The sequence below is a fragment of the Microbacterium sp. NPDC058062 genome, assembly GCF_042885375.1.
Lineage (GTDB): Bacteria > Actinomycetota > Actinomycetes > Actinomycetales > Microbacteriaceae > Microbacterium > Microbacterium trichothecenolyticum_C.
This window is the reverse complement of record NZ_JBHVSC010000002.1, coordinates 283,477-301,603: the sequence shown is the minus strand read 5'-3', so window position 1 is coordinate 301,603 and position 18,127 is coordinate 283,477. Positions and strand designations below refer to the sequence as shown.

Annotated in this window: 18 protein-coding genes; 6 read left to right on the top strand and 12 right to left on the bottom strand. The window is 69.4% G+C overall.

All coding sequences use genetic code 11. The features are described from left to right. Positions 1-159: 159 nt before the first annotated feature. Both ACFVSU_RS06125 and ACFVSU_RS06120 read left to right on the top strand, forming a co-directional pair. Complete coding sequence (locus ACFVSU_RS06125) at positions 160-885, top strand: DUF2306 domain-containing protein (RefSeq protein WP_387139534.1); 726 nt, start codon at positions 160-162, stop codon at positions 883-885. Between the two features lie 99 nt (positions 886-984). Then, entirely contained in the window at positions 985-1,191 is a 207-nt protein-coding gene (locus tag ACFVSU_RS06120) for a hypothetical protein (RefSeq protein ID WP_387139531.1), read from the top strand. A gap of 67 nt (positions 1,192-1,258) precedes the next feature. Here the strand turns inward: ACFVSU_RS06120 and ACFVSU_RS06115 are convergent, their stop codons facing one another. Then, a complete protein-coding gene (locus ACFVSU_RS06115; protein WP_387139528.1) occupies positions 1,259-2,506 on the bottom strand; it encodes a hypothetical protein in 1,248 nt (415 codons plus the stop codon). A gap of 145 nt (positions 2,507-2,651) precedes the next feature. On the opposite strand from ACFVSU_RS06115, the gene ACFVSU_RS06110 reads away from it, so the two are divergent. Beyond that, positions 2,652-3,002: a hypothetical protein gene (locus tag ACFVSU_RS06110; RefSeq protein ID WP_387139525.1), complete on the top strand. Its 351-nt coding sequence runs from the start codon at positions 2,652-2,654 to the stop codon at positions 3,000-3,002. Positions 3,003-3,203: 201 nt separating this feature from the next. Beyond that, complete coding sequence (locus ACFVSU_RS06105) at positions 3,204-3,518, top strand: EthD family reductase (protein ID WP_387139521.1); 315 nt, start codon at positions 3,204-3,206, stop codon at positions 3,516-3,518. Positions 3,519-3,521: 3 nt separating this feature from the next. On the opposite strand, the gene ACFVSU_RS06100 is transcribed toward ACFVSU_RS06105, so the two are convergent. From ACFVSU_RS06100 to ACFVSU_RS06080, 5 genes are all read right to left on the bottom strand, one after another. Then, entirely contained in the window at positions 3,522-4,448 is a 927-nt protein-coding gene (locus tag ACFVSU_RS06100) for an LLM class F420-dependent oxidoreductase (protein ID WP_387139518.1), read from the bottom strand. A gap of 25 nt (positions 4,449-4,473) precedes the next feature. Then, positions 4,474-5,439 (bottom strand): cation diffusion facilitator family transporter, encoded by a 966-nt coding sequence (locus tag ACFVSU_RS06095; RefSeq protein WP_375870913.1) that lies wholly within the window; start codon positions 5,437-5,439, stop codon positions 4,474-4,476. Between the two features lie 66 nt (positions 5,440-5,505). Beyond that, the gene (locus ACFVSU_RS06090; RefSeq protein ID WP_387139514.1) at positions 5,506-6,618 is read right to left on the bottom strand and encodes an alpha/beta fold hydrolase; all 1,113 of its coding nucleotides are present in this window, start codon (positions 6,616-6,618) and stop codon (positions 5,506-5,508) included. Between the two features lie 123 nt (positions 6,619-6,741). Further along, on the bottom strand, positions 6,742-7,413 hold the full coding sequence (locus tag ACFVSU_RS06085; RefSeq protein ID WP_387139511.1) for an SRPBCC domain-containing protein: 672 nt from the start codon (positions 7,411-7,413) through the stop codon (positions 6,742-6,744). Position 7,414: 1 nt separating this feature from the next. Further along, a complete protein-coding gene (locus ACFVSU_RS06080) occupies positions 7,415-7,819 on the bottom strand; it encodes an ArsR/SmtB family transcription factor (RefSeq protein WP_387139508.1) in 405 nt (134 codons plus the stop codon). Positions 7,820-7,906: 87 nt separating this feature from the next. Between ACFVSU_RS06080 and proC the strand changes: the two genes are divergently transcribed. Next, the gene (gene proC / locus ACFVSU_RS06075; RefSeq protein WP_387139505.1) at positions 7,907-8,752 is read left to right on the top strand and encodes a pyrroline-5-carboxylate reductase; all 846 of its coding nucleotides are present in this window, start codon (positions 7,907-7,909) and stop codon (positions 8,750-8,752) included. 60 nt (positions 8,753-8,812) lie between these two features. Here the strand turns inward: proC and ACFVSU_RS06070 are convergent, their stop codons facing one another. The 4 genes from ACFVSU_RS06070 to ACFVSU_RS06055 form a co-directional block, all read right to left on the bottom strand. Continuing rightward, positions 8,813-13,168 carry a family 43 glycosylhydrolase gene (locus ACFVSU_RS06070; RefSeq protein ID WP_387139502.1) on the bottom strand — a complete coding sequence of 1,452 codons (4,356 nt, stop codon included), beginning with the start codon at positions 13,166-13,168 and terminating at the stop codon, positions 8,813-8,815. A gap of 146 nt (positions 13,169-13,314) precedes the next feature. Then, positions 13,315-13,692, bottom strand: coding sequence for a YybH family protein (locus tag ACFVSU_RS06065; protein ID WP_387139499.1), 378 nt, complete (start codon positions 13,690-13,692; stop codon positions 13,315-13,317). A gap of 48 nt (positions 13,693-13,740) precedes the next feature. Then, complete coding sequence (locus ACFVSU_RS06060; RefSeq protein WP_374226639.1) at positions 13,741-14,400, bottom strand: TrkA family potassium uptake protein; 660 nt, start codon at positions 14,398-14,400, stop codon at positions 13,741-13,743. Between the two features lie 4 nt (positions 14,401-14,404). Beyond that, complete coding sequence (locus ACFVSU_RS06055) at positions 14,405-15,817, bottom strand: TrkH family potassium uptake protein (protein WP_387141258.1); 1,413 nt, start codon at positions 15,815-15,817, stop codon at positions 14,405-14,407. Between the two features lie 128 nt (positions 15,818-15,945). Here ACFVSU_RS06055 and ACFVSU_RS06050 point away from each other — a divergent pair, with 128 nt between their 5' ends. Continuing rightward, positions 15,946-16,356 carry a metalloregulator ArsR/SmtB family transcription factor gene (locus tag ACFVSU_RS06050; protein ID WP_310285352.1) on the top strand — a complete coding sequence of 137 codons (411 nt, stop codon included), beginning with the start codon at positions 15,946-15,948 and terminating at the stop codon, positions 16,354-16,356. Positions 16,357-16,414: 58 nt separating this feature from the next. Here the strand turns inward: ACFVSU_RS06050 and ACFVSU_RS06045 are convergent, their stop codons facing one another. Both ACFVSU_RS06045 and ACFVSU_RS06040 read right to left on the bottom strand, forming a co-directional pair. Beyond that, positions 16,415-17,206 (bottom strand): ABC transporter permease, encoded by a 792-nt coding sequence (locus tag ACFVSU_RS06045; RefSeq protein ID WP_387139495.1) that lies wholly within the window; start codon positions 17,204-17,206, stop codon positions 16,415-16,417. Beyond that, positions 17,203-18,096 (bottom strand): ATP-binding cassette domain-containing protein, encoded by an 894-nt coding sequence (locus ACFVSU_RS06040; protein ID WP_387139492.1) that lies wholly within the window; start codon positions 18,094-18,096, stop codon positions 17,203-17,205. The genes ACFVSU_RS06045 and ACFVSU_RS06040 overlap by 4 nt, the downstream gene beginning before the upstream one ends. Between the last annotated feature and the right edge of the window lie 31 nt (positions 18,097-18,127).

Genomic DNA, 18,127 nt, shown 5'->3' with positions numbered 1-18,127 from the left:
GAACCGCACGGTCCGAACGCCGTGTCTCTCAGAAGCTCGCGACCGCGCCCCGACTCCTGCGCGAAGACGCTGCTCGCCGCTGATACGGGGGACAGCCCCGTGGGTTCGGGGGGACAGCACCCTGCTGGGCCGCTCGGCTGCGGGCCTAGCGTGACGGCCATGACCCGCCTCATCGAACCCGTCCGGACCGCGCCCGCCGTCGCACGGCCGGGAGGTGTCCGCTCCCGCATCGGCTGGACGTTCGTCCTGCTGACGGCGCTCGCGATCGTCGCGTACTCCGCCGTGCCGTACTTCACCGCGTCGCTGGCCGACCTCGCCGGGCAGGACGTAGGGCTCGCCCCGACCTACGCCGCCGTGCACCCGTTCGTCCAGGGAGCCCTCTACGTCCACATCGTCGGCGGGGCGACGGCGCTCGTCACCGGTCCGCTGCAGTTCTGGCGTGGCCTGCGCACCCGCGCCCCCCGCGTGCACCGCTGGATCGGTCGCGTGTACCTGGTCGCGGTGGGGATCGGCGCGGTCGGCGGCCTCATCATCGCGCCTTCGAGCCCCGCCGGCTATGTCGGGTTCTTCGGATTCGGCGCGCTCGCGGTGCTGTGGCTCATCACGGGTTGGCGGGCGTACCGTGCGATCCGCCGCCGCGACGTGCCCAGCCACCAGGCCTGGATGATCCGCAACTACGCGCTGACCTACTCCGGCGTCATGCTGCGCATCTGGCTGCCGCTGCTGCTGATGGCGCCGCTCGTGCTCGGGCAGCCGTGGGAACTCGACTCCGCCTTTACGAACGCCTACGCCGCGGTGCCGTTCCTCTGCTGGCTCCCGAACCTCGTCTTCGCCGAGTGGCTCATCCGCCGTCGCGGCCTGCCGTCGTACCGCCTGCCGGTCTGACGTCCGACGGGGCCAAACCCCTGAATCTGCGCCGGATCACGACGGCTGCCGGATGGCAACCCCCTCTCCATCCCTTCGCCGCCGTCGGAGGCTCGATGCATGAGCCACCACCCTGACGACATCAAGCAGCCTCTCGATCACCTGCCGCCCCAGGAAGAGCGGGACAAGGCGGTCGAGATCGAGGAGCCGAACTATCCGGGCGTCGACGGGTCAGCCGACTTCGGCTCCGTCAGCCCGGAGACCGCCGCCGAGCCGGAGCGGCCGGGGCGGCATGGCCTCGACAAGCCGCCGAGGAGCGGCGCCTGACGACGCCGTCCCAGACCATCCGCCGGAGGCCGTCTCCGCGCAGGGACTCGTGGGGATCGAAGAGCGCTCAGCCTTCACGGCGTCGCGTCACAGCCCACACGACGAGTCCGGCCGTGGCGCCGACCGCGATGCCGCCGAGGATCCCGAGGGTCCACCCCTGATCCACGGGTCGGTCCTCGACCGCCCATTCGCGGATCAGGTCCCGTGCGAGGTCGGCGGAGCCGATGGATGCCGCGGTGAACCCCGACTCGTACGTCGAGAAAGTCTGCGCGGCGCCCGTGTCGGCGTCGACCCATTGGAACTCGGCGCTGTTGTCTTCGGAGTAGGTCTGCAGCACGACGGTGTCGTCGTCGCGCCAGCCCAGGGCCGTCGCGTACTCGACGCCCGCGAGCGCGAGCATCGTCGTCGTGCCGGCCGGAAGTGCGGAGATCTGCAGCGTGGCGGAGCTGGTCAGCGTCCTGCCCGTGGGCTTCTCCACCCACACGGGCTCGTGGACGAGCGTCACCAGTCGGGTGCCGTCCGGTGACCACGCGTCGTCACCGAACGCCTGCCCCGTCAGTTCCGCGGGGAGTTCATGGATGCTGTGCCCCGCGGCATCCATCATCACGGCGCCCTGCGACGTCTGGGCGACGACGCGAGATCCATCGGGAGCCAGTGCCGCGGATGTCACTCCCTCCAGCGGGTACTCGAGCAGGTCGCCGCTCGACAGCTCGAGCAAGGCGAGTGTGCCGCTGAAGGCCGGGTCGGTGTACCGGCTCATCTCACCGTCGCCCAGCAGCACGAGGACGTGGTCGCCGTCGGAGGCGATGCTCAACGGGACGGCGCTGCGTCCGGCACCGATCGACACCTCTCGGTCGGTGCCGTCCACGAGGGAACGGACGAGGACGGAGCCGTGACCGTTCGCACCGGCGATCACCGCGAACGTGCCGTCGGCTGACAGCACCATGGCTGCGGGGTCGCCCTGGTCGGTCGGCACCGAGCGCTGCTCGGCGGCACCGAGGCGCCGGTATGTGCTGCCGTCGACGCCGAGTGCCACCGCCTGCGGGAAGTCCATGAACTCGACGCCGATGCCGTTCTGGTAGATCATCGTCGCCGGCATGCCGAGGTCGCCGTGCGAGACGAACCACGAGTAGGTGGCGACCTCCGCGGGAAACACGGGTGAGCTCGAAGGCGGCGGGGTCCGGGAGGCGATCAGCGCGGGAACGGCGACCGCAGCGAACCCGACCGCACCTGCGATCAGCGCAGGCAGGAGCGGCTTCCGCTTCTTCGGCCGCGGGGCGGCCGGTGGATCGGCCGCGACCGTCACCGTGGTCATCGCACCTCCTGCCTGCAAGCTAGCGGTGATGAGCCGTCGGCGGAACGACCGGCAAGTGAACGGCGAATTTCACCCTGGGTCGGGTGACCGGCGGGGCCTCCAGACGTGGTCGACACCGTTCAGAGTGCGCCGCTAGTGTTCCCGTGTGGACGAGGCGACGTCGCGAGATCGGCTGACGACAGCCGCGTCCGTCGCCCTCGTGTCGGCAACCGGCGCCGTGCTCGCATTGTGGGTCTACCACTCGCTCTGGGTGCAGAATTCCGGGACGCCGGCCGCACTGGACGCGCACGAGAACGCCGCCGTGTTCGCGTGGCTCGTCGGCTGGCTGCTGCTGATCGGTGTGGCGGGTGCGGCCGTCGTGCTGCTCGTGGGCGTGATCGGGCGGATCCGCGCCCGCAGGCTGCCCCTGATCGACATCGTCGCGCTCGGAGCCACGGCGGCTCTCACCACCGGGGCGATCTCACTGGCTCCGCTCTGGGCCACGACCTCGGGCTGAGCGTGGGCAGGCGGACGAGAACCACGAGCCGGGGTGCCGTTCGTCGATCTGAGCGCGACGCGAAGGCGTGCGCGGGGACGAGCCCCTCTGGCGCCCGCGTCGACCTGGGGCCACAATCGGCGGTTACGGGGCACAACTCACCGGGCGGTGCCGGACCCGATTGCGAGATCCTGCACCCTCACGAGGCAGGGGGTAATCACCGTGACCTATCGCATCAATGTCGGATACCGGCACCCGGCTGATCCGGCGGCCTTCGACGAGTACTACCGGAACACTCACATGCCCATCGCCGCTCGCATCCCCGGGCTGGTACGACTCAGCGCGGGTCGCACCGACTCGCTCGACGGGACCCCTCCGGAGTTCTACGTGATGGGCGAACTCCTCTTCGAGTCCAGGGACTCGGCGATGGCGGCCCTCGGCTCGCCGGAAGGGCAGGCCGCCGCAGCCGACATCGCCCGCTTCGCCGACGGGGGTTTCGTGATGCTCTTCAGCCCCGAGGAATGGGCCCTGCCCTGAACGTCATCGGGGGAGGTGGGGGAGCACCTCGCCGAGGTACTCGACGTGTGAGACGTCCTGCAGGTCCATGACCTGGAAGTAGACGCGCTGCGCGCCGATCGCCACGAGCCGCTCGACCTTCGCGACGATCTCGTCGCGGGTGCCGACGATGTTCACGTCGCCGCGCAGCTCGTCGACGGTGCGCCCGAGGTTCTCGGCACGCCGGTCGAGTTCGGACACGGATGCCCCGGCCAGCGTCGGCAGCGCCACCGAGAGTTTGAGCGAATCGGGGTCGCGACCGATGCGCTCGCACGCGGCGCGCACACCGGCGAACTTCTCCGCCGACTCCGCCTCGGACCGGAAGCCGATGTTGAACTCGGTCGCGAACCGCGCCGCGAGCTCGGGGGTGCGCTTGGGCCCGCCGCCACCCACGATGACGGGAACCCGGGACTGCACCGGCTTCGGCAGGGCCGGGGCATCCACCAGTCGGTAGTGCTCACCCGCGAAGCTGTAGGTCTCGTTGACCGGGGTCGACCACAGGCCGGTCACGATCGCGAGCTGCTCCTCGAGGAGCCCGAACCGCTTGGCCGGGAACGGGATGCCGTAGGCCTCGTGCTCGCGGCCGAACCACCCCGTGCCGAGGCCGAGCTCGGCACGGCCGCCCGACATCGCGTCGACCTGAGCCACCTGGATCGCCAGCAGCCCCGGAACGCGGTACGTCACCGACGACACGAGCGTGCCGAGGCGGATGCGGGAGGTCTCGCGGGCGAGTCCCGCCAGCGTGGTCCACGCGTCGGTGGGACCGGGAAGCCCGTCGCCGTCGCCCATGTGCAGGTAGTGGTCGGAGCGGAAGAAGCCGTCGAAGCCGAGACGCTCGGCCGCCTGCGCGAAGGCGAGCTGGTCGTCGTAGCTCGCGCCCTGCTGGGGCTCGGTGAAGATGCAGTATTCCATGGCGGTCGCTGAGCCTGTCGAGCAGTCAGTCGGCCGACTTGATGACGAACTCCGACGTGGGCGGCGTCGCGTCGTCGCCGGGCCGGTAGACGTCGGGCTCGAAGTAGATGATGCGCGCCGCCGGCACTGCCGCACGCACGCGCGCCTCGACGCGGTCGATGTCGGACGCGACGTGCACGAGCGGCGCATCCGATGCGAAGCCGAGCTTCGCCGCGACGAGCAGCTCGTCGGGACCGAGGTAGAGCGTCTTGATGTGGATGATCTTCTCGACTTCGGGGCCGTCGTTGATGGCGTCGACGATGCGGTCGTGGTCCGCATCCGTCGCGCCCTCGCCGACGAGGAGGCTCTTCGTCTCGATGCCGAGCGTGATGGCCACGAGGATCAGCAGCGTGCCGATCATGAGCGTGCCGATCGCGTCGAACACCGAGTTGTGCGTGATCACCGTCAGGCCGACGCCGAACAGTGCGAACACGAGGCCGGTGAGCGCCGCGATGTCTTCGAGCAGCACGACCGGGAGCTCGGGAGCCTTGGCGTGCCGCACGAACGAGACCCACGACTGGCCCTTCGCCCGGATGTGGTTGCTCTCCTTGACGGCCGTGCGCAGCGAGAACGACTCGAGCACGATCGCGACGACGAGCACCGTGATCGGGATCCACGCGTTCTCGAGCTCGTGCGGGTGCGTGAGCTTGTCGATGCCCTCGTAGATCGAGAAGAGGCCGCCGACCGAGAACAGGATGATCGAGACGACGAACGCGTAGACGTACCGCTCGCGGCCGTAGCCGAAGGGGTGCTCGCGGTCGGCCTTCTTCTTCGCCTGGCGCCCGCCGAGCATGAGCAGCAGCTGGTTGCCCGAATCGGCGACCGAGTGGATGGCCTCGGCGAGCATCGACGCCGAGCCCGACAGGAACCACGCGATGAACTTCGCCAGGGCGATGCCCATGTTCGCCAGGAACGCCGCGAGGATCGCCTTGCCGCCGCCGGAAGCACTCATGCCGATGAGTCTACGGATGCCGCGACCCGCGCTCCGCACCCCTTGCGCGACGGGGCCCGCCCTGTCTCAGTCGGACGAGCGCAGGATGATCGCCTCGGTCGGCGGGGCCGGATCGTGCGGGTGCCCGACGTACCCGATCACCTCGAGCAGCGCGTGGCGGAACTCGGCCGGCCGCTCCAGGTGCGGGGAGTGCCCTGTGCCCTCAAGCGCGATCTCGGTGACCTCGCCGCCCGCGTCGGAGTAGCGGGCCAGGACGTCGCGCGTCTGCGACACCATCTCCTGGGGCGGCGCGACGTCGTCGCCGGGCCAGCCGGGGACGATGCCGAGCTTTCCGAGGTGGTTGAAGTCGTAGAAGGACGCGTCCGACACGATCGCGTCGGCGGTGCCGTGGATCCACAGGATCGGCGGCTTCTCGGCGAGATCGACGATGCCCGACACGTCGAAGTGGCCGGGGGTCATGGTGTTGAGCACCCCGAGGTCGCCGGCGCCGAAGCCCGGCCAGTTCTCACTCGTCACCGTGTCGCCGGGGTAGTTGCCGGTCGCCGTCGAGGTCGTGAGCATCGACTCGACCCAGACGTCCTCGTTGTCGGTCTGATACCCGGGTGCGACGTAGCCGGAGCGGAAGACGTTGCGGGGCGAGGTCGGCGCCTCGTCCGTCTCGTCATGGTCGATCAGCCGCTGGACGAAGTCCGGGTTCGCACCGCCACCGCCGCAACCGGCGTCGTCATCGGTGAGGCGCGAGCCGTCGCGGCGGGTGCCGCCGAAACCGTACGGCGACACGGGCGCCTGGAGGGTGAGGCTGAGCGCGCCGTGGTCGAGCGCGTACTGCATCACGACGCCGCCCCCCATCGACCAGCCGACGAGGTGCGCACTCGCGATACCGAGAGCCTCGAGCGTCGCGCGCACGTCGTCGCTGAAGTCGCGGACCCCGCGCGTCGCGTCGATGGGTGCGTGCTCCGTTCCGCCGAAACCCCGCAGGTCGATCGCGAGAACCCGCAGGTCGTGGGGCAGGTCCTGCATCATCTCCTGCCAGAACAGCGACGACGACACGTTGCCGTGGATGAACACCACCGTGCGCTCCGGCGGAGTCGCGGGGTCGTCGCCGGTGCGTTCCAGCACGTTCACCGTCAGGCCGGGCGTTTCGACGCTGCGTGCGGCGATGCCGTCGAAGAGGGTCATTCCGGGTGCCTCCCACATCCTGCGGGAGCCCCTGCGCCCCCGCCCACTCATGAGAATAGACCGGCCGTCAGTTCTTGTGAATCGGGTTTCATGTTCCGGATGCCGCGGCCCCGGGGCATACGGTCACTCCTCTGTGGATGGCGGGGTCTGGCCGGTGTAGAAGGCGTACGTGTTGTCGGCGGCACGCGCGGCGGCGGCGGGGTCGGCGCCATCGGCGGCGTGCGCGGCGCCCCACGCGTCGGCGGCGCCGCGATAGAACGCGCGGCCCTCGTCGGTGAACGCCCACGCCTCGGCGTCCTCGGGCTTCGGCCCGCCACCGCCGGTGAGGTGCAGGCCGAGTCCGAGCAGGCCGCCGTCCCAGCCGACACCCGTGGCGCCGGGGCCGTAGAGGTCCCAGAACTCGGCGGGGACGTCGTCGGTGCGGGCGATGTGCTCCAGCTCGAAGCGGGTCGCATCGTCGCCCTCTGCGGTGAGCCGCACCGTGAGCCACGTCACGCCTCCGCCGTACTCCCACGTCGCCTTGTAGTGCGCGGCGCCGCCTGCGGGAGGCGCGCACTCCTGGATCTCGCCGCCGGCGTTGCCCTCGATCTGGTAGCGGCCGCCGAGCATGAGGTCTCCGGAGATCGGCTGGAACCATCGGGCGATCCGGTCCGCACTGGTGACGGCATCCCACACGTCGTCGATGGGGGACGGGTAGGTCTGCGCGAGCGTCTGCACGCGCGACGGGAAGCCGTCGACCTCTTCGCTCTCGATCTCGCGGCTCACCGCGGCGAGCTGGCTCTGTACGTCGACCATGTCATTCCTCCTGGGGTTCGGTCGTGTCGGTGTCGTCGGTGTCTGAGTCTTCGGTGTCGCCGGCGGTGTCCTGTTCGGCGAGACGCCGGGCACGGCGACCGCGGGCGAGCTCGGTGCCGAGGGCGTCGAGATGCGGCTGCCAGAACCGCCGGAACGGGTCGAACCAGGCAGCGGCGTTCTCGAGCGGCTCCGGCGCGATCGCGTAGAGGCGGCGCGTGCCCTCCGGCCGCACCGTCGCGAAGCCCGACTCGCGCAGCACCCGCAGGTGCTGCGACACCGCGGGCTGCGAGATGCCGAATTCGCCCTGCACCTTCTCGCCGATCTCGCCGGCACTGCGCTCGCCCTCCGCCAGGAGTTCGAGGATGTGCCGGCGCACCGGGTCTCCGAGGATGTCGAGCGCGTGCACAGATCAATGATTGCGCGGAGACTTATATAAGTCAATACCGATGCACAACAACGGCGGAGCGAACGGGCGGCTCGTAGGATCGGACCCATGGCTGCAGACACCCCGACCCTCCCGCCCATCGCGATCCTCGGCGCCGGCTCGATGGGCGGCGCGATCGCCCGTGGCCTCTCGCGCTCCGGGCTCGCGGCCGGGGGAGTGACGACGACGAACCGCTCGCTCGCGAAGGCTGCCGAGCTCGACGGTCTCGCGGGCGTCACGAGCGTGGCACTCGAAGCGGCTCCGGCAGGGAACACGGATGCCGCGGCCGCCGCGCGCGTCGTGCTCGTGGGCGTCAAGCCGGTCATGGTCCCGGACCTGCTGCGCGAGATCGCGCCGGCGCTGCAGCCGGGCACCATCGTGGTGAGCCTCGCAGCCGGTGTCACGATCGCGACGTTCGAGGAGATCCTGGGTGACGGCGTCGCCGTGCTGCGCTCGATGCCGAACACGCCCGCCCTCGTCGGTCGCGGCGTCACGGGGCTCGCGGCGGGCTCGCACGCCGACGACACCGCGGTCGCCACAGTCCGCCGGCTGTTCGAGACCGTCGGCACCGTCGTCGAGGTGCCCGAGTCGCAGATCGACGCGCTGTCCACGATCTCGGGCTCGGGTCCGGCCTACTTCTTCCTGCTGGTGGAGGAGTTCACGAAGGCCGCGGTCGGCAAGGGATTCGCACAGCCCGAGGCGCGGCTCATGGCGGAGCAGACCTTCATCGGCGCCGCGGCGCTGCTCGAGGCATCCGGTGACGATCCCGCCGAGCTGCGCCGGCGCGTGACCAGCCCGAAGGGCACGACGGAGCGGGCCATCGCGGTCCTCCAGGACGCGCGGCTCGACCACGTGTTCGCCGAGGCGACGGACGCGGCCCTCGCCCGCGCCAAGGAGCTTGCCGCCGGAGGCTGAACGCTCACGCGAACGGAGGAGCCCCCCGGCTACGGCCGGGGGGCTCCTCCGTTCAGTGAGTCAGCCGCAGGACTGCACGGCGTACGCGGGATGCACCACGGTGGATGCCTCCTCGCCGGCGACCCTCGCGGTCACCGTCACGCTGCCGGCCTCGGCCGAGACGAGCCGCGTGGCGAAGCTCTGCGCCGTGGTCTTGCCCGGCTGCAGGTTCGTCACCGTCTTCGAGCCGTACTCCGACACGATCTCCACCGTGATCGGCACATCGTCGAGGTTGGTCGTCTGCACGGCGAGGTAGACCTTCCCCGCGACGCAGCGCGTAGCCGCGACGCCCGACACCTCCGGTCCCTGCGAGGGGACCGTCTGCGCCGGAACGCTCTCGAGGGTCGGCGTGACCGGCTTGATGAGGCCGTCCGCACCGAACTCGAGCTTGTCGATCGTCGTCTCACGATGTGTGCCGTCGCCACCGGGCATTCCGAACCGGTGGTACGCGATGTACCAGTCGTCGGTGCCCGGGACGTTGATGATCGAGCTGTGCCCGGTGCCCTTGATGCCGAGCGCCAGGTTCTTCTGCAGGATCACGCCGCGGTACGTCCACGGACCGTTCATGCTGGTCGCGGTGGCGTAGCCGACGCGGTAGTTCTCCGACCCGGTGTCGTCGATCGCGTAGGTGAGGTGGTACAGCCCGTTGCGGTAGTTGAAGAAGACGCCCTCGCGGAAGTCCGTCAACCCGCTGATCCGCTGATACGTGCCCGGCTTGATCGACACCATGTCGTCGTTCAGCTCGGCCAGCACCGGCCCGCTCGTCGCGCTGCCGTTGCCCCATCCCAGGTACCACTTGCCGGTGACCGGATCATGGAATGCGGCCGGGTCGATGGCCTGACCCGACGTGACGGCTTCGTTATTGAGGATCATCGCCGTCGGCTGGGCGATGAACGGGCCCTCGGGGCTGTCGGCCACCGCGACGCCGATCGTCTTGCGGTTGTACGTCGGGTTGTGGCCGCTGAAGTAGAAGTAGTACTTCCCGTCCCGCTCGATGATCGTCGGCGCCCACGCGTTGCCCGTCGCCCATGGCACGTTGCCGTTGGCCCCGTCGAGCGTGAGGAACGGCTGTGCTGCCCGCTCCCAGTTCACGAGGTCCTTCGACTTCCAGACATAGAACGTGTTGCCGCCCCACCCGGCCAGGCCGTCGGTCGTCGCGTAGATGTAGTACGTGTCGCCGAACACCGCGATGTTCGGGTCGGCGTAGTACCCCGGCAGGACCGGGCTGTTCACCACGCGGGCCTCGATCTTCCACGTGACCGTCGAGCCGTCGGGCTTGGTCAGCGTGTAGTTCTTCGGCTGCGTGAGGTCGACCGTCGTGCCCGAGGCGGGCGAGACGGTGGCTCCCGGAACCGTCGAGAACGTCGGGGCCAGTGCCGAGACATCCGTCCCCTTCTTGACGGGCAGCACGACCGAGTGGGCCGTTGCGTCGACGATCGGCGCGACCTTGAGCGCGTCGGCGTTCGCGAGCGAGACGTCCAGGAGCTGGTCGGTGACACCCGCGTTCGCGAGCACCTCCGCCTGGGACAGAGCGCGGTTGTACACGCTCACGTTGTCGTACCAGCCCTGGAAGTAGCCGTCCGCGGAGTAGAACGACTTGCCGAGGTACGCGGCAAGGCTCGTGCCGAGGTCGCTGACCTTGGTGTTGAGCGCGGTGTTCTGCCCCATCCGGATGCCGTCGGAGTACACCGTCATCGTGGTGCCTTCGAAGACGACGTCGATGTGGTGCCACTGGCCCGACGTCACCGACCCCGTCACCGCGGACTCCGACGTGTACGTGGCCTGCGTGATGGCGCTGCGCACGTCTCCGCCGCGCACGCGCAGGAAGTAGTACTTGTTGGAGTCCTTCCCGAGAGCGAACGTGAAGAAGTTGCCGCTGGTCTTCTCCGACTTGACGTCCATCGACACGGTCATGGTGTCGCGGCCGTCGAAGAAGCCCGTCGGGAACGACGCGAACCCGTTGGTCGTGCCGTCCAGCTTGAGCGCCTTGCCCTTGACCGCGTCGGTCGCCACCGCTGCGGTGCCGCTCTTGGTCAGGTTCGCCGTGCCGATCGAGTCGTTCAGCGTGCCGTCGTCGAAGGTGTACTTCGCGATCGGGCCCTGCTGCGGCTCCTCCGGGTCGGTCGGGTCGACCGGCTCGTCGCCGTAGGCGGCGAGCAGTCGCTCCTCTTCGGCGGCCGACAGCCGCAGCACCGAGCCGTGGCGGAAGGCCTGATCGAACGAGTACTGGTTCGCGCCCGACCCCGTGCTCAGCTGTGTGAACTGCAGGCTCGAGAGCGTGTCGGCGGTCTGGGCGTAGTAGCCGCTCTGGTCGCCCATGACCGACCACCGCCCGTCGGGGAGCTGATAGACCGTGAGACCCTCCATCGAGGTGCGCAGACCGTGCGCTGCGGCCTCGCCGCGGGCGATGACGGTGGTCCAGGGGCCGTCCAGGCTCGGGGCGGTGTCGACGACCGTGTGCCAGTCCGAGGTCGAGAAGCGGTAGTAGGTGTCGCCTTCCTTCGCGATGGTCGTGTCGATGATGTTCGGGCCGGTCGCCCCATCGCCCTTGTCGTTCAGCGAGAGCCAGATCTCGGGCTCGGTGAACGTCGTGAAGTCACGCGTCTTGGTGAGGTAGACGCGCAGCGCCCAGTCGTTCGTGCCGTTGTCGACCTTGTCGCGGGCGGACCAGTACACGTAGTACTCGCCGGTCGCCTCGTTGTAGATCGCCTCGGGCGCCCACACGCAGCCGGCCTTGTCGAACCCGGCGAACACGATGCGCTGGTCGCTCCAGTTGACGAGGTCGGTCGACTCCCACACGACGATGTTCTGGCTGGCGTTCAGCTGGTCCCAGCCCGAACCGCCGGCCCCGCCGCCCTCGGCGTGGAGGTCGGTGCCGATGATCCAGTACTTGTCGCCCTCGGGAGAGCGCACGAGATGCGGGTCGCGCACGCCGAGGTCGCCGGCGAGGTTCGCGAGGATCGGCTGGTTGTCGTTGAGCTTGTCCCAGTGCAGGCCGTCTTCGCTGTAGCCGTAGAAGATCTTCTCGTAGCCGCCGTTGGTCGCGAAGTGCGTCCACAGGTAGCCGGCCGAGTAGTCCTTGTCGAGGCCCGCGGGGGCGGCCTTGACGGTCACGGAGATCGCTCGCTGCACGCCCGATCCGGGAACCGTCGCCGTGAGCGTGACGGCGGTGTCGGCAGTGCCGCGGGTGACGACGCCGGCCGCCTTGCCGCCCTGCGCCGTCGTCGTGATGACGCCGGCAGGCGCGGCCGTCCACGTGATGGCGCTGCCGTTCTTGGAGCCCGACGCCGGCAGCGTGATGTTGCCGCGGATGTCGGTCGCGTTGGGGATCACGATCGCGTCGAGGTCCGCCTGGGCGAGTGCCTCACTGCCCGGTTGCGGGAGCACGGTGGCAGCGAACTGCTTGGTCTGCGTCGAGCCCGCGCGGGTGAGGGTCGCGGTCAGCGTGACGGCGGCGGGCTGCTGGCCGGCGGCCGGACGCGTCACGCCGCCGGTCGCAGAGATGGCACCGGCGTTGCTCGTCGCCCACGTCACGCTCGAGCCGTTCGCCGCCGTCGACGGGAGCGTGAGGTTCGCGGTGACAGCAGTGAGGTCTCCGAGCGAGAGGGACGCCGCGTCGCGCTGTACACGCGTCGCGTCGGTCGGCGCGAGCGCAGCGACCTCGGTCGCCGTCAGCGCGGCGTCGTAGATCCGCACGTTGCGCAGGCTCCCCGCGAGGTACTTGTCGGCGTTGTAGACGGAGCGGCCGAGGTAATTGGCCGTCGTGACGCCGCCGCCGATGGCGCTCGGCTTCGTCGTGATTCCGGTGCTCTGACCGACCTGGACGCCGTCGAGATACACGCGGGCCGTGTCGGTCGCGTCGTCGAGCGTGTAGGTGATGGTCTTCCAGACGTCGCGCGTCAGATTCGCGTTGCTGTTGACGGTCTGCTCCGTCGTCCAGTTGCCTGTCGCGATCGAGGTCTTGTAGGTGTTGCCGGTCGAGTACAGGTAGCCGTTGCCGACTCCCGAGCCATCGGTGTTGCCGAACCCGTAGATGAAGTACGCGGTGGCCTGGGAAGCACGCACCAGCACGTCGGCGCTCACGCTGATCGAGTCCAGCCCCGCGAGGAAGTTGTCCGGCAGTTTGATGTGGTCGTCGGTGCCGTCCAGTCGGACGCCTTCGCCACCGGTGAGCGTGGGCCCACCGACGTAGGTGGCGTTCTTCCCCGACCCCGAGGCATCCGTCGCCACGGTGCCGGAGGTCTCGTCGAGCAGATAATGCGCGACCAGGTGGGGCTCGGCGGCCAGGGCCGGCTGGGTCGCCGCGACGGCGCCCGTGACCCCCAGTGCCAATGCCGTCAGCCCGGCGACCGCTCTTCGCACGCGTGCGTGCCTCATTGCAGATCCTTTCCGTCCCGGTCGTCGGCGGCCGGGACGCGTCGACCCCCGATGGTCGACCCGCGGGAATGTTATCGCTCACTGTGAGCGCGAACAAGGATCTGTTTGTAACGATCGAAACGGCGAGCCCGCAGCCCGTCGCGAGTTCAGCTCGCCTTCGACCGGTCCATCCACCACTCGGTGAACGACTCCGCGCGACCGTCGTCGGCCAGCGTCACCACCCAAAGGTTGCTGTAGCGGCGGCCGGACGTGTATTCCGTCTCGCCCTGGATGAAGGCGAGACGCCCGTCGACGCCGACCACACGGCCCTCGAAGCTCCAGGATCCGGGTTCATCCTGCCGGTCGAGCCAGGACGCCACGATCGCGTCCTGGCCGCGCAGCGGCTCGACCCACGGCTCGTACCGATACTCGGCGCCGTCGGTGAAGATGGCGCGGATGTCGTCGGCGTCATTGGACGCCCATGCCCGGCGATAGCCGTCGAGCCAGCGCTGGGCATCCGCGATGATGCTCTCTCGATCGCTCATGCCGCCAGTCTGCCTCCGCCCGGCGACATCCGCGCGGGGTGCGGCAGATCAGCGCTCGAGGGACGCGAAGCGCTCGATGTCGGAGTTGGTGCCGGACACGATGATGAGGTCGTGGTTGGTGACCACGGTGTTCGCCTCGGCGTAGCGGAACGGCTTGCCCGGGCTCTTCACGCCCACGACCGTCACGTTGTACTTCGTGCGCACGCCCGACTCGTTGAGGCCGACGCCGCGGATGAACTTCGGCGGGTAGAGCTTCGCGAGGGCGAAGTCGTCGTCGAAACGGATGAAGTCGAGCATGCGGCCGCTCACGAGGTGCGCGACGCGCTCGCCGGCCTCGCGCTCGGGGTAGATCACGTGGTTCGCGCCGACGCGGGCGAGGATCTTGCCGTGCGACTGCGAGACCGCCTTGGCCCAGATCTGCGGCACCTTGAGGTCGACCAGGTTGGCGGTGATGAGGACGGATGCCTCGATCGACGAGCCGACCGCGACGACGGCGACGGAGAAGTCCTGGGCGCCGATCTGCTTCAGCGCGTCGATGTTGCGGGCGTCGGCCTGGACCGTGTGCGTGACGCGCTCGGACCACTTCTGCACGAGATCGAGGTTGTCGTCGATGGCGAGCACTTCGCGGTCGAGCCGGTCGAGCTCACCCGCGCAGGCGGCGCCGAAGCGCCCGAGTCCGATCACGAGAACGGGCGCATCGCCCCTCATCCGCTCAACCAACGATCGGCCTTTCCACGGGCAGCGAGTACAGCTGCGATCGGGATGACGCGGCCACCGCCGCGGCGAGTGTCACTGTACCAACGCGGCCCATGACGATCGTGATCGCCAGGACGTAGACCGCGGGATCGGGCAGCTCGGCGGTGAGTCCGGTCGACAAGCCGACCGTGGCGAACCCCGAGATGACGTCGAAGAGCACGTCGCCGAGATCGGCCTTCGTGATCTGGGTGATGATGATGGTCGAGATCGCGACGATCGTCGATCCCCAGGCGACGACCGAGAGGGCCACCCGCAGCACGTCGCTGGGGATGCGCCGGCCGAACACCTGGTTCGATGCTCGTCCTTTCGCCTCGGAGATGACGGCGAGTGCGATGACCGCGAGCGTCGTCACCTTGATGCCGCCGGCGGTCGACGCCGAGCCGCCGCCGACGAACATCAGCATGCACGCGACCAGAAGGCTCGACTGGTTGAGCTGCCCGATGTCGAGGATCGCGAAGCCGCCGGATCTTGTCATCGCCGACAGGAAGAACGCCTGGAAGGTCGTGTCCCACGCGTCATTCGTGCCGAGCGTGAGCAGGTTGTCGTACTCGAGGATGAGGAAGACGACACCGCCGAGGAAGAACAGCGACACGGTCGTGATGACGGTGAGCTTGGCGTGCAGCGACCACCGCCGCACCCGCCACCGCTGGCGCAGGAGCGTGTAGATCACCGGGAACCCGATGGAGCCGAGGAACACGCCCGCCATCAGGACGGTGAGGAAGAAGTAGTCGTGGCGGAACGGCGCGAGGCCCTCCGCGTTCGGGGTGAACCCCGTGTTCGTGAAAGACATCGCCGCATAGAACGGCGCCTCCCAGAGGGCGACGTCCCACGGCACGCCCGCGACGATGAGGCCCGGGTACAGGAGGATCGCGATGATCGTCTCGATCACCAGGGTCGACAGGGCCACCGTCGCGAGCAGGCTGCCGATCTGGCCGAGCTGGACGGTCTGGCCTTCGTTGACCGGTCCACCGTGCGTGCGCAGCGGATTCGAGTCGCTCGCCGCGATGAGCTTCGCACGCAGGCCGAGGCGACGCGAGATCACCAGGCCGAGGATCGATGCGAGGGTCAGCACGCCGAGCGCACCGATCTGGACGCCGACGAACACGAGCACGTGCCCGAACGGCGACCAGTGCGTCGCCATGTCGACGGTCGCGAGGCCGGTGACGCAGATCGTCGACACGGCCGTGAAGAACGCGTCGGCGAACGGGGTGACCTGCCCGTTCGCGGCGGCGACGGGGAGGGAGAAGAGTCCCGTGAAGACGAGGATCAGCGACAGGAAGATGAGGATCGCGAACCGGGCGGGGGAGCGCTGGGTGAGATCCCGGAAGAACTCCATGAACCCGTGGCCGAGGGCGCGCAGCGGGCTCATGCCTGAGACGGGGGCGGCGCGCCTGCCATCCGTCATACGGGGTTCCTCCTGGTGCGAACGGTCCTCGTGCGGGCGGCCCGGCGGTCTCGCTCATGGTACTCCGCTGGGCTCCCGACTAATCTGAGCACATGGCGGACATCTTCGACGTGATCGCAGACGGAACGCGTCGCGACATCCTGCGACTGCTGCTCGATCGATCCTCCGCCGGAGAGCGCGGCACCAGCGTGTCGCACATCGTGACCGAACTCGGCGCCAGCCAGCCGACCGTCTCGAAGCACCTCAAGGTGCTGCGCGACGCCCACCTGGTGTCGGTGCGCGAAGAGGGCCAGCACCGTTACTACAGCCTCTCCGCCGCACCTCTCGACGAGGTCGACGACTGGCTTGTGCCCTTCCTCGACGACGACGGCGTGGACGCAGGCGACACCGCCGGAGCAGCCTTGACCGACTCCGCCGCCCACGCGGCCGAGGTCGTCGGCCGTGCCGCCGCGTCAGCCAAGCACGCTCTCGAGAACGCCTTCAAGCGCCTCCCCGGCCGCTGACCCTTCGACAGGCTCAGGGACCCGTCGTGTCCGGTCGCTGAGCCTGTCGAAGCGCGCGTCAGTGGCGACGGCTCTTGCGGCCGAAGAGCCACGCGCCCCACACGGCAGAGATCGCGACGATCGCGAGGCACCAGCCGATGGCCCACCACGGCTCGGTGCCGAGGTCGGTACCCATCAAGAGGCCGCGGAGCGTCTCGATGATGGGGGTGATCGGCTGGTTGTCGGCGACCCACTGCAGCCACTCCGGCATGGTCTCGACCGGCACGAAGGCGCTCGAGAGGTACGGCAGGAACAGGATGATGAATCCGTAGCCGGACGCGGCCTCGGGGCTCCCGGCCGCCAGGCCGATCGAGGCGAACAGATACGTGATCGCGAGGATGTAGAGCGCGATGAGTCCGGCCGCGCCGATCCAGGCGAGGAGGTCGGCGTGCGGGCGGAACCCGACGAGGAGCCCGACGCCGATGACGACCGCGGTCGCGACGAGGTTGCGGGCGAGGCTCGCCACGACATGACCCGTGAGCACGGCTCCGCTGCGCAGCGGCATCGTGCGGAAGCGGTCGATGATGCCGCTGGACATGTCGCGCGCGACGTACGTCGCGGTCGTCGCGGCCCCGAAGCCTGCGCAGAGCAGGATGATGCCGGGTACGACGTAGTCGACGTAGGCGCCGCCGGGCTCGATCGCGCCGCCGAACACGAACGTGAACAGCAGCATGAGCATGACCGGCAGCAGGATCGACATGCTGAGCGATTCGCCGTCGCGCAGCGACTGCGTGAGGCTGCGGCCGACGAACACCGACTCGGCGGTGAACCCGCGCAGCCGCGGGCGAGGGGTGATGGCGGTCGTGGTCATGCGAGCTCCTTGGCGGCGGGGGCGTCGGAAGCGCCGGTGAGGGACAGGAAGACGTCGTCGAGGGTGGGCCGTCGCAGCGTGACCTCGGCGCCGGGCACTCCGTCGCCGAGTTGATCCATCGCCGAGCGCAGGCCGTCGATCGACCCGTCGGTCGGGATCTCGCGCAGCACGTCGCCGTCGGCGCCGGTGAGCACCACGGTGTCCGTTCCCACGAGGGCCTTGAGTTCGGCGGGGGTGCCGGTCGCGACGATGCGGCCGCCGTCGAGCACGGCGATGCGGCCGGCGAGCTGATCCGCCTCCTCGAGGTACTGGGTCGTGAGGAACACGGTGGTGCCGGCGCTCGCGAGCGACCGGATGACGTCCCACAGGTCGCGGCGGCTGCGCGGGTCGACGCCGGTGGTGGGCTCGTCGAGGAACAGCACCTCGGGCACGACGACGAAGCTGAGCGCGAGGTCGAGACGTCGGCGCATGCCGCCGGAGTAGGTGCTCACGCGGCGGGTCGCCGCATCCGTCAGCGCGAAGCGTTCCAGCAGCTCGGCCGCGCGCAGCTTCGCGGCACGCGGCGACAGTCCTGACAGGCGCCCCAGCATGACGAGGTTCTCGACCCCGGTGAGCATGTCGTCTACCGCGGCGGACTGCCCGGTGAGCGCGATGCGCCCGCGCACCGCGTCGGGATCCGTCGCGACATCGTGCCCTGCCACGCGCGCGATGCCGGCATCGGGGCGCAGCAGCGTCGTGAGGATCGAGATGGTCGTCGTCTTGCCCGCGCCGTTCGCGCCGAGGAGGGCGAAGATCTCGCCGCGCTCGACGGTGAGGTCGAGGCGATCGAGGACGAGGGAGCGCCCGAAGCTCTTGCCGAGCCCTCGGACGTCGATGGCGGGTGCGCTCATCGCGGCATCCTTCCGTCAAATCGTGTAGGGG

Excerpts from the sequence above, each read along its gene's own strand:
- ACFVSU_RS06070 (WP_387139502.1), bottom strand. The coding sequence starts at position 13,168 with ATGAGGCACGCACGCGTGCGAAGAGCGGTCGCCGGGCTGACGGCATTG.
- ACFVSU_RS06050 (WP_310285352.1), top strand. The coding sequence starts at position 15,946 with ATGGCGGACATCTTCGACGTGATCGCAGACGGAACGCGTCGCGACATC.
- ACFVSU_RS06100 (WP_387139518.1), bottom strand. The coding sequence starts at position 4,448 with ATGGAATACTGCATCTTCACCGAGCCCCAGCAGGGCGCGAGCTACGAC.
- ACFVSU_RS06040 (WP_387139492.1), bottom strand. The coding sequence starts at position 18,096 with ATGAGCGCACCCGCCATCGACGTCCGAGGGCTCGGCAAGAGCTTCGGG.
- ACFVSU_RS06120 (WP_387139531.1), top strand. The coding sequence starts at position 985 with ATGAGCCACCACCCTGACGACATCAAGCAGCCTCTCGATCACCTGCCG.
- ACFVSU_RS06115 (WP_387139528.1), bottom strand. The coding sequence starts at position 2,506 with ATGACCACGGTGACGGTCGCGGCCGATCCACCGGCCGCCCCGCGGCCG.
- ACFVSU_RS06085 (WP_387139511.1), bottom strand. The coding sequence starts at position 7,413 with ATGGTCGACGTACAGAGCCAGCTCGCCGCGGTGAGCCGCGAGATCGAG.
- ACFVSU_RS06090 (WP_387139514.1), bottom strand. The coding sequence starts at position 6,618 with ATGACCCTCTTCGACGGCATCGCCGCACGCAGCGTCGAAACGCCCGGC.
- ACFVSU_RS06060 (WP_374226639.1), bottom strand. The coding sequence starts at position 14,400 with ATGAGGGGCGATGCGCCCGTTCTCGTGATCGGACTCGGGCGCTTCGGC.
- ACFVSU_RS06095 (WP_375870913.1), bottom strand. The coding sequence starts at position 5,439 with ATGAGTGCTTCCGGCGGCGGCAAGGCGATCCTCGCGGCGTTCCTGGCG.
- proC (WP_387139505.1), top strand. The coding sequence starts at position 7,907 with ATGGCTGCAGACACCCCGACCCTCCCGCCCATCGCGATCCTCGGCGCC.
- ACFVSU_RS06045 (WP_387139495.1), bottom strand. The coding sequence starts at position 17,206 with ATGACCACGACCGCCATCACCCCTCGCCCGCGGCTGCGCGGGTTCACC.
- ACFVSU_RS06055 (WP_387141258.1), bottom strand. The coding sequence starts at position 15,817 with ATGAGCCCGCTGCGCGCCCTCGGCCACGGGTTCATGGAGTTCTTCCGG.
- ACFVSU_RS06065 (WP_387139499.1), bottom strand. The coding sequence starts at position 13,692 with ATGAGCGATCGAGAGAGCATCATCGCGGATGCCCAGCGCTGGCTCGAC.
- ACFVSU_RS06125 (WP_387139534.1), top strand. The coding sequence starts at position 160 with ATGACCCGCCTCATCGAACCCGTCCGGACCGCGCCCGCCGTCGCACGG.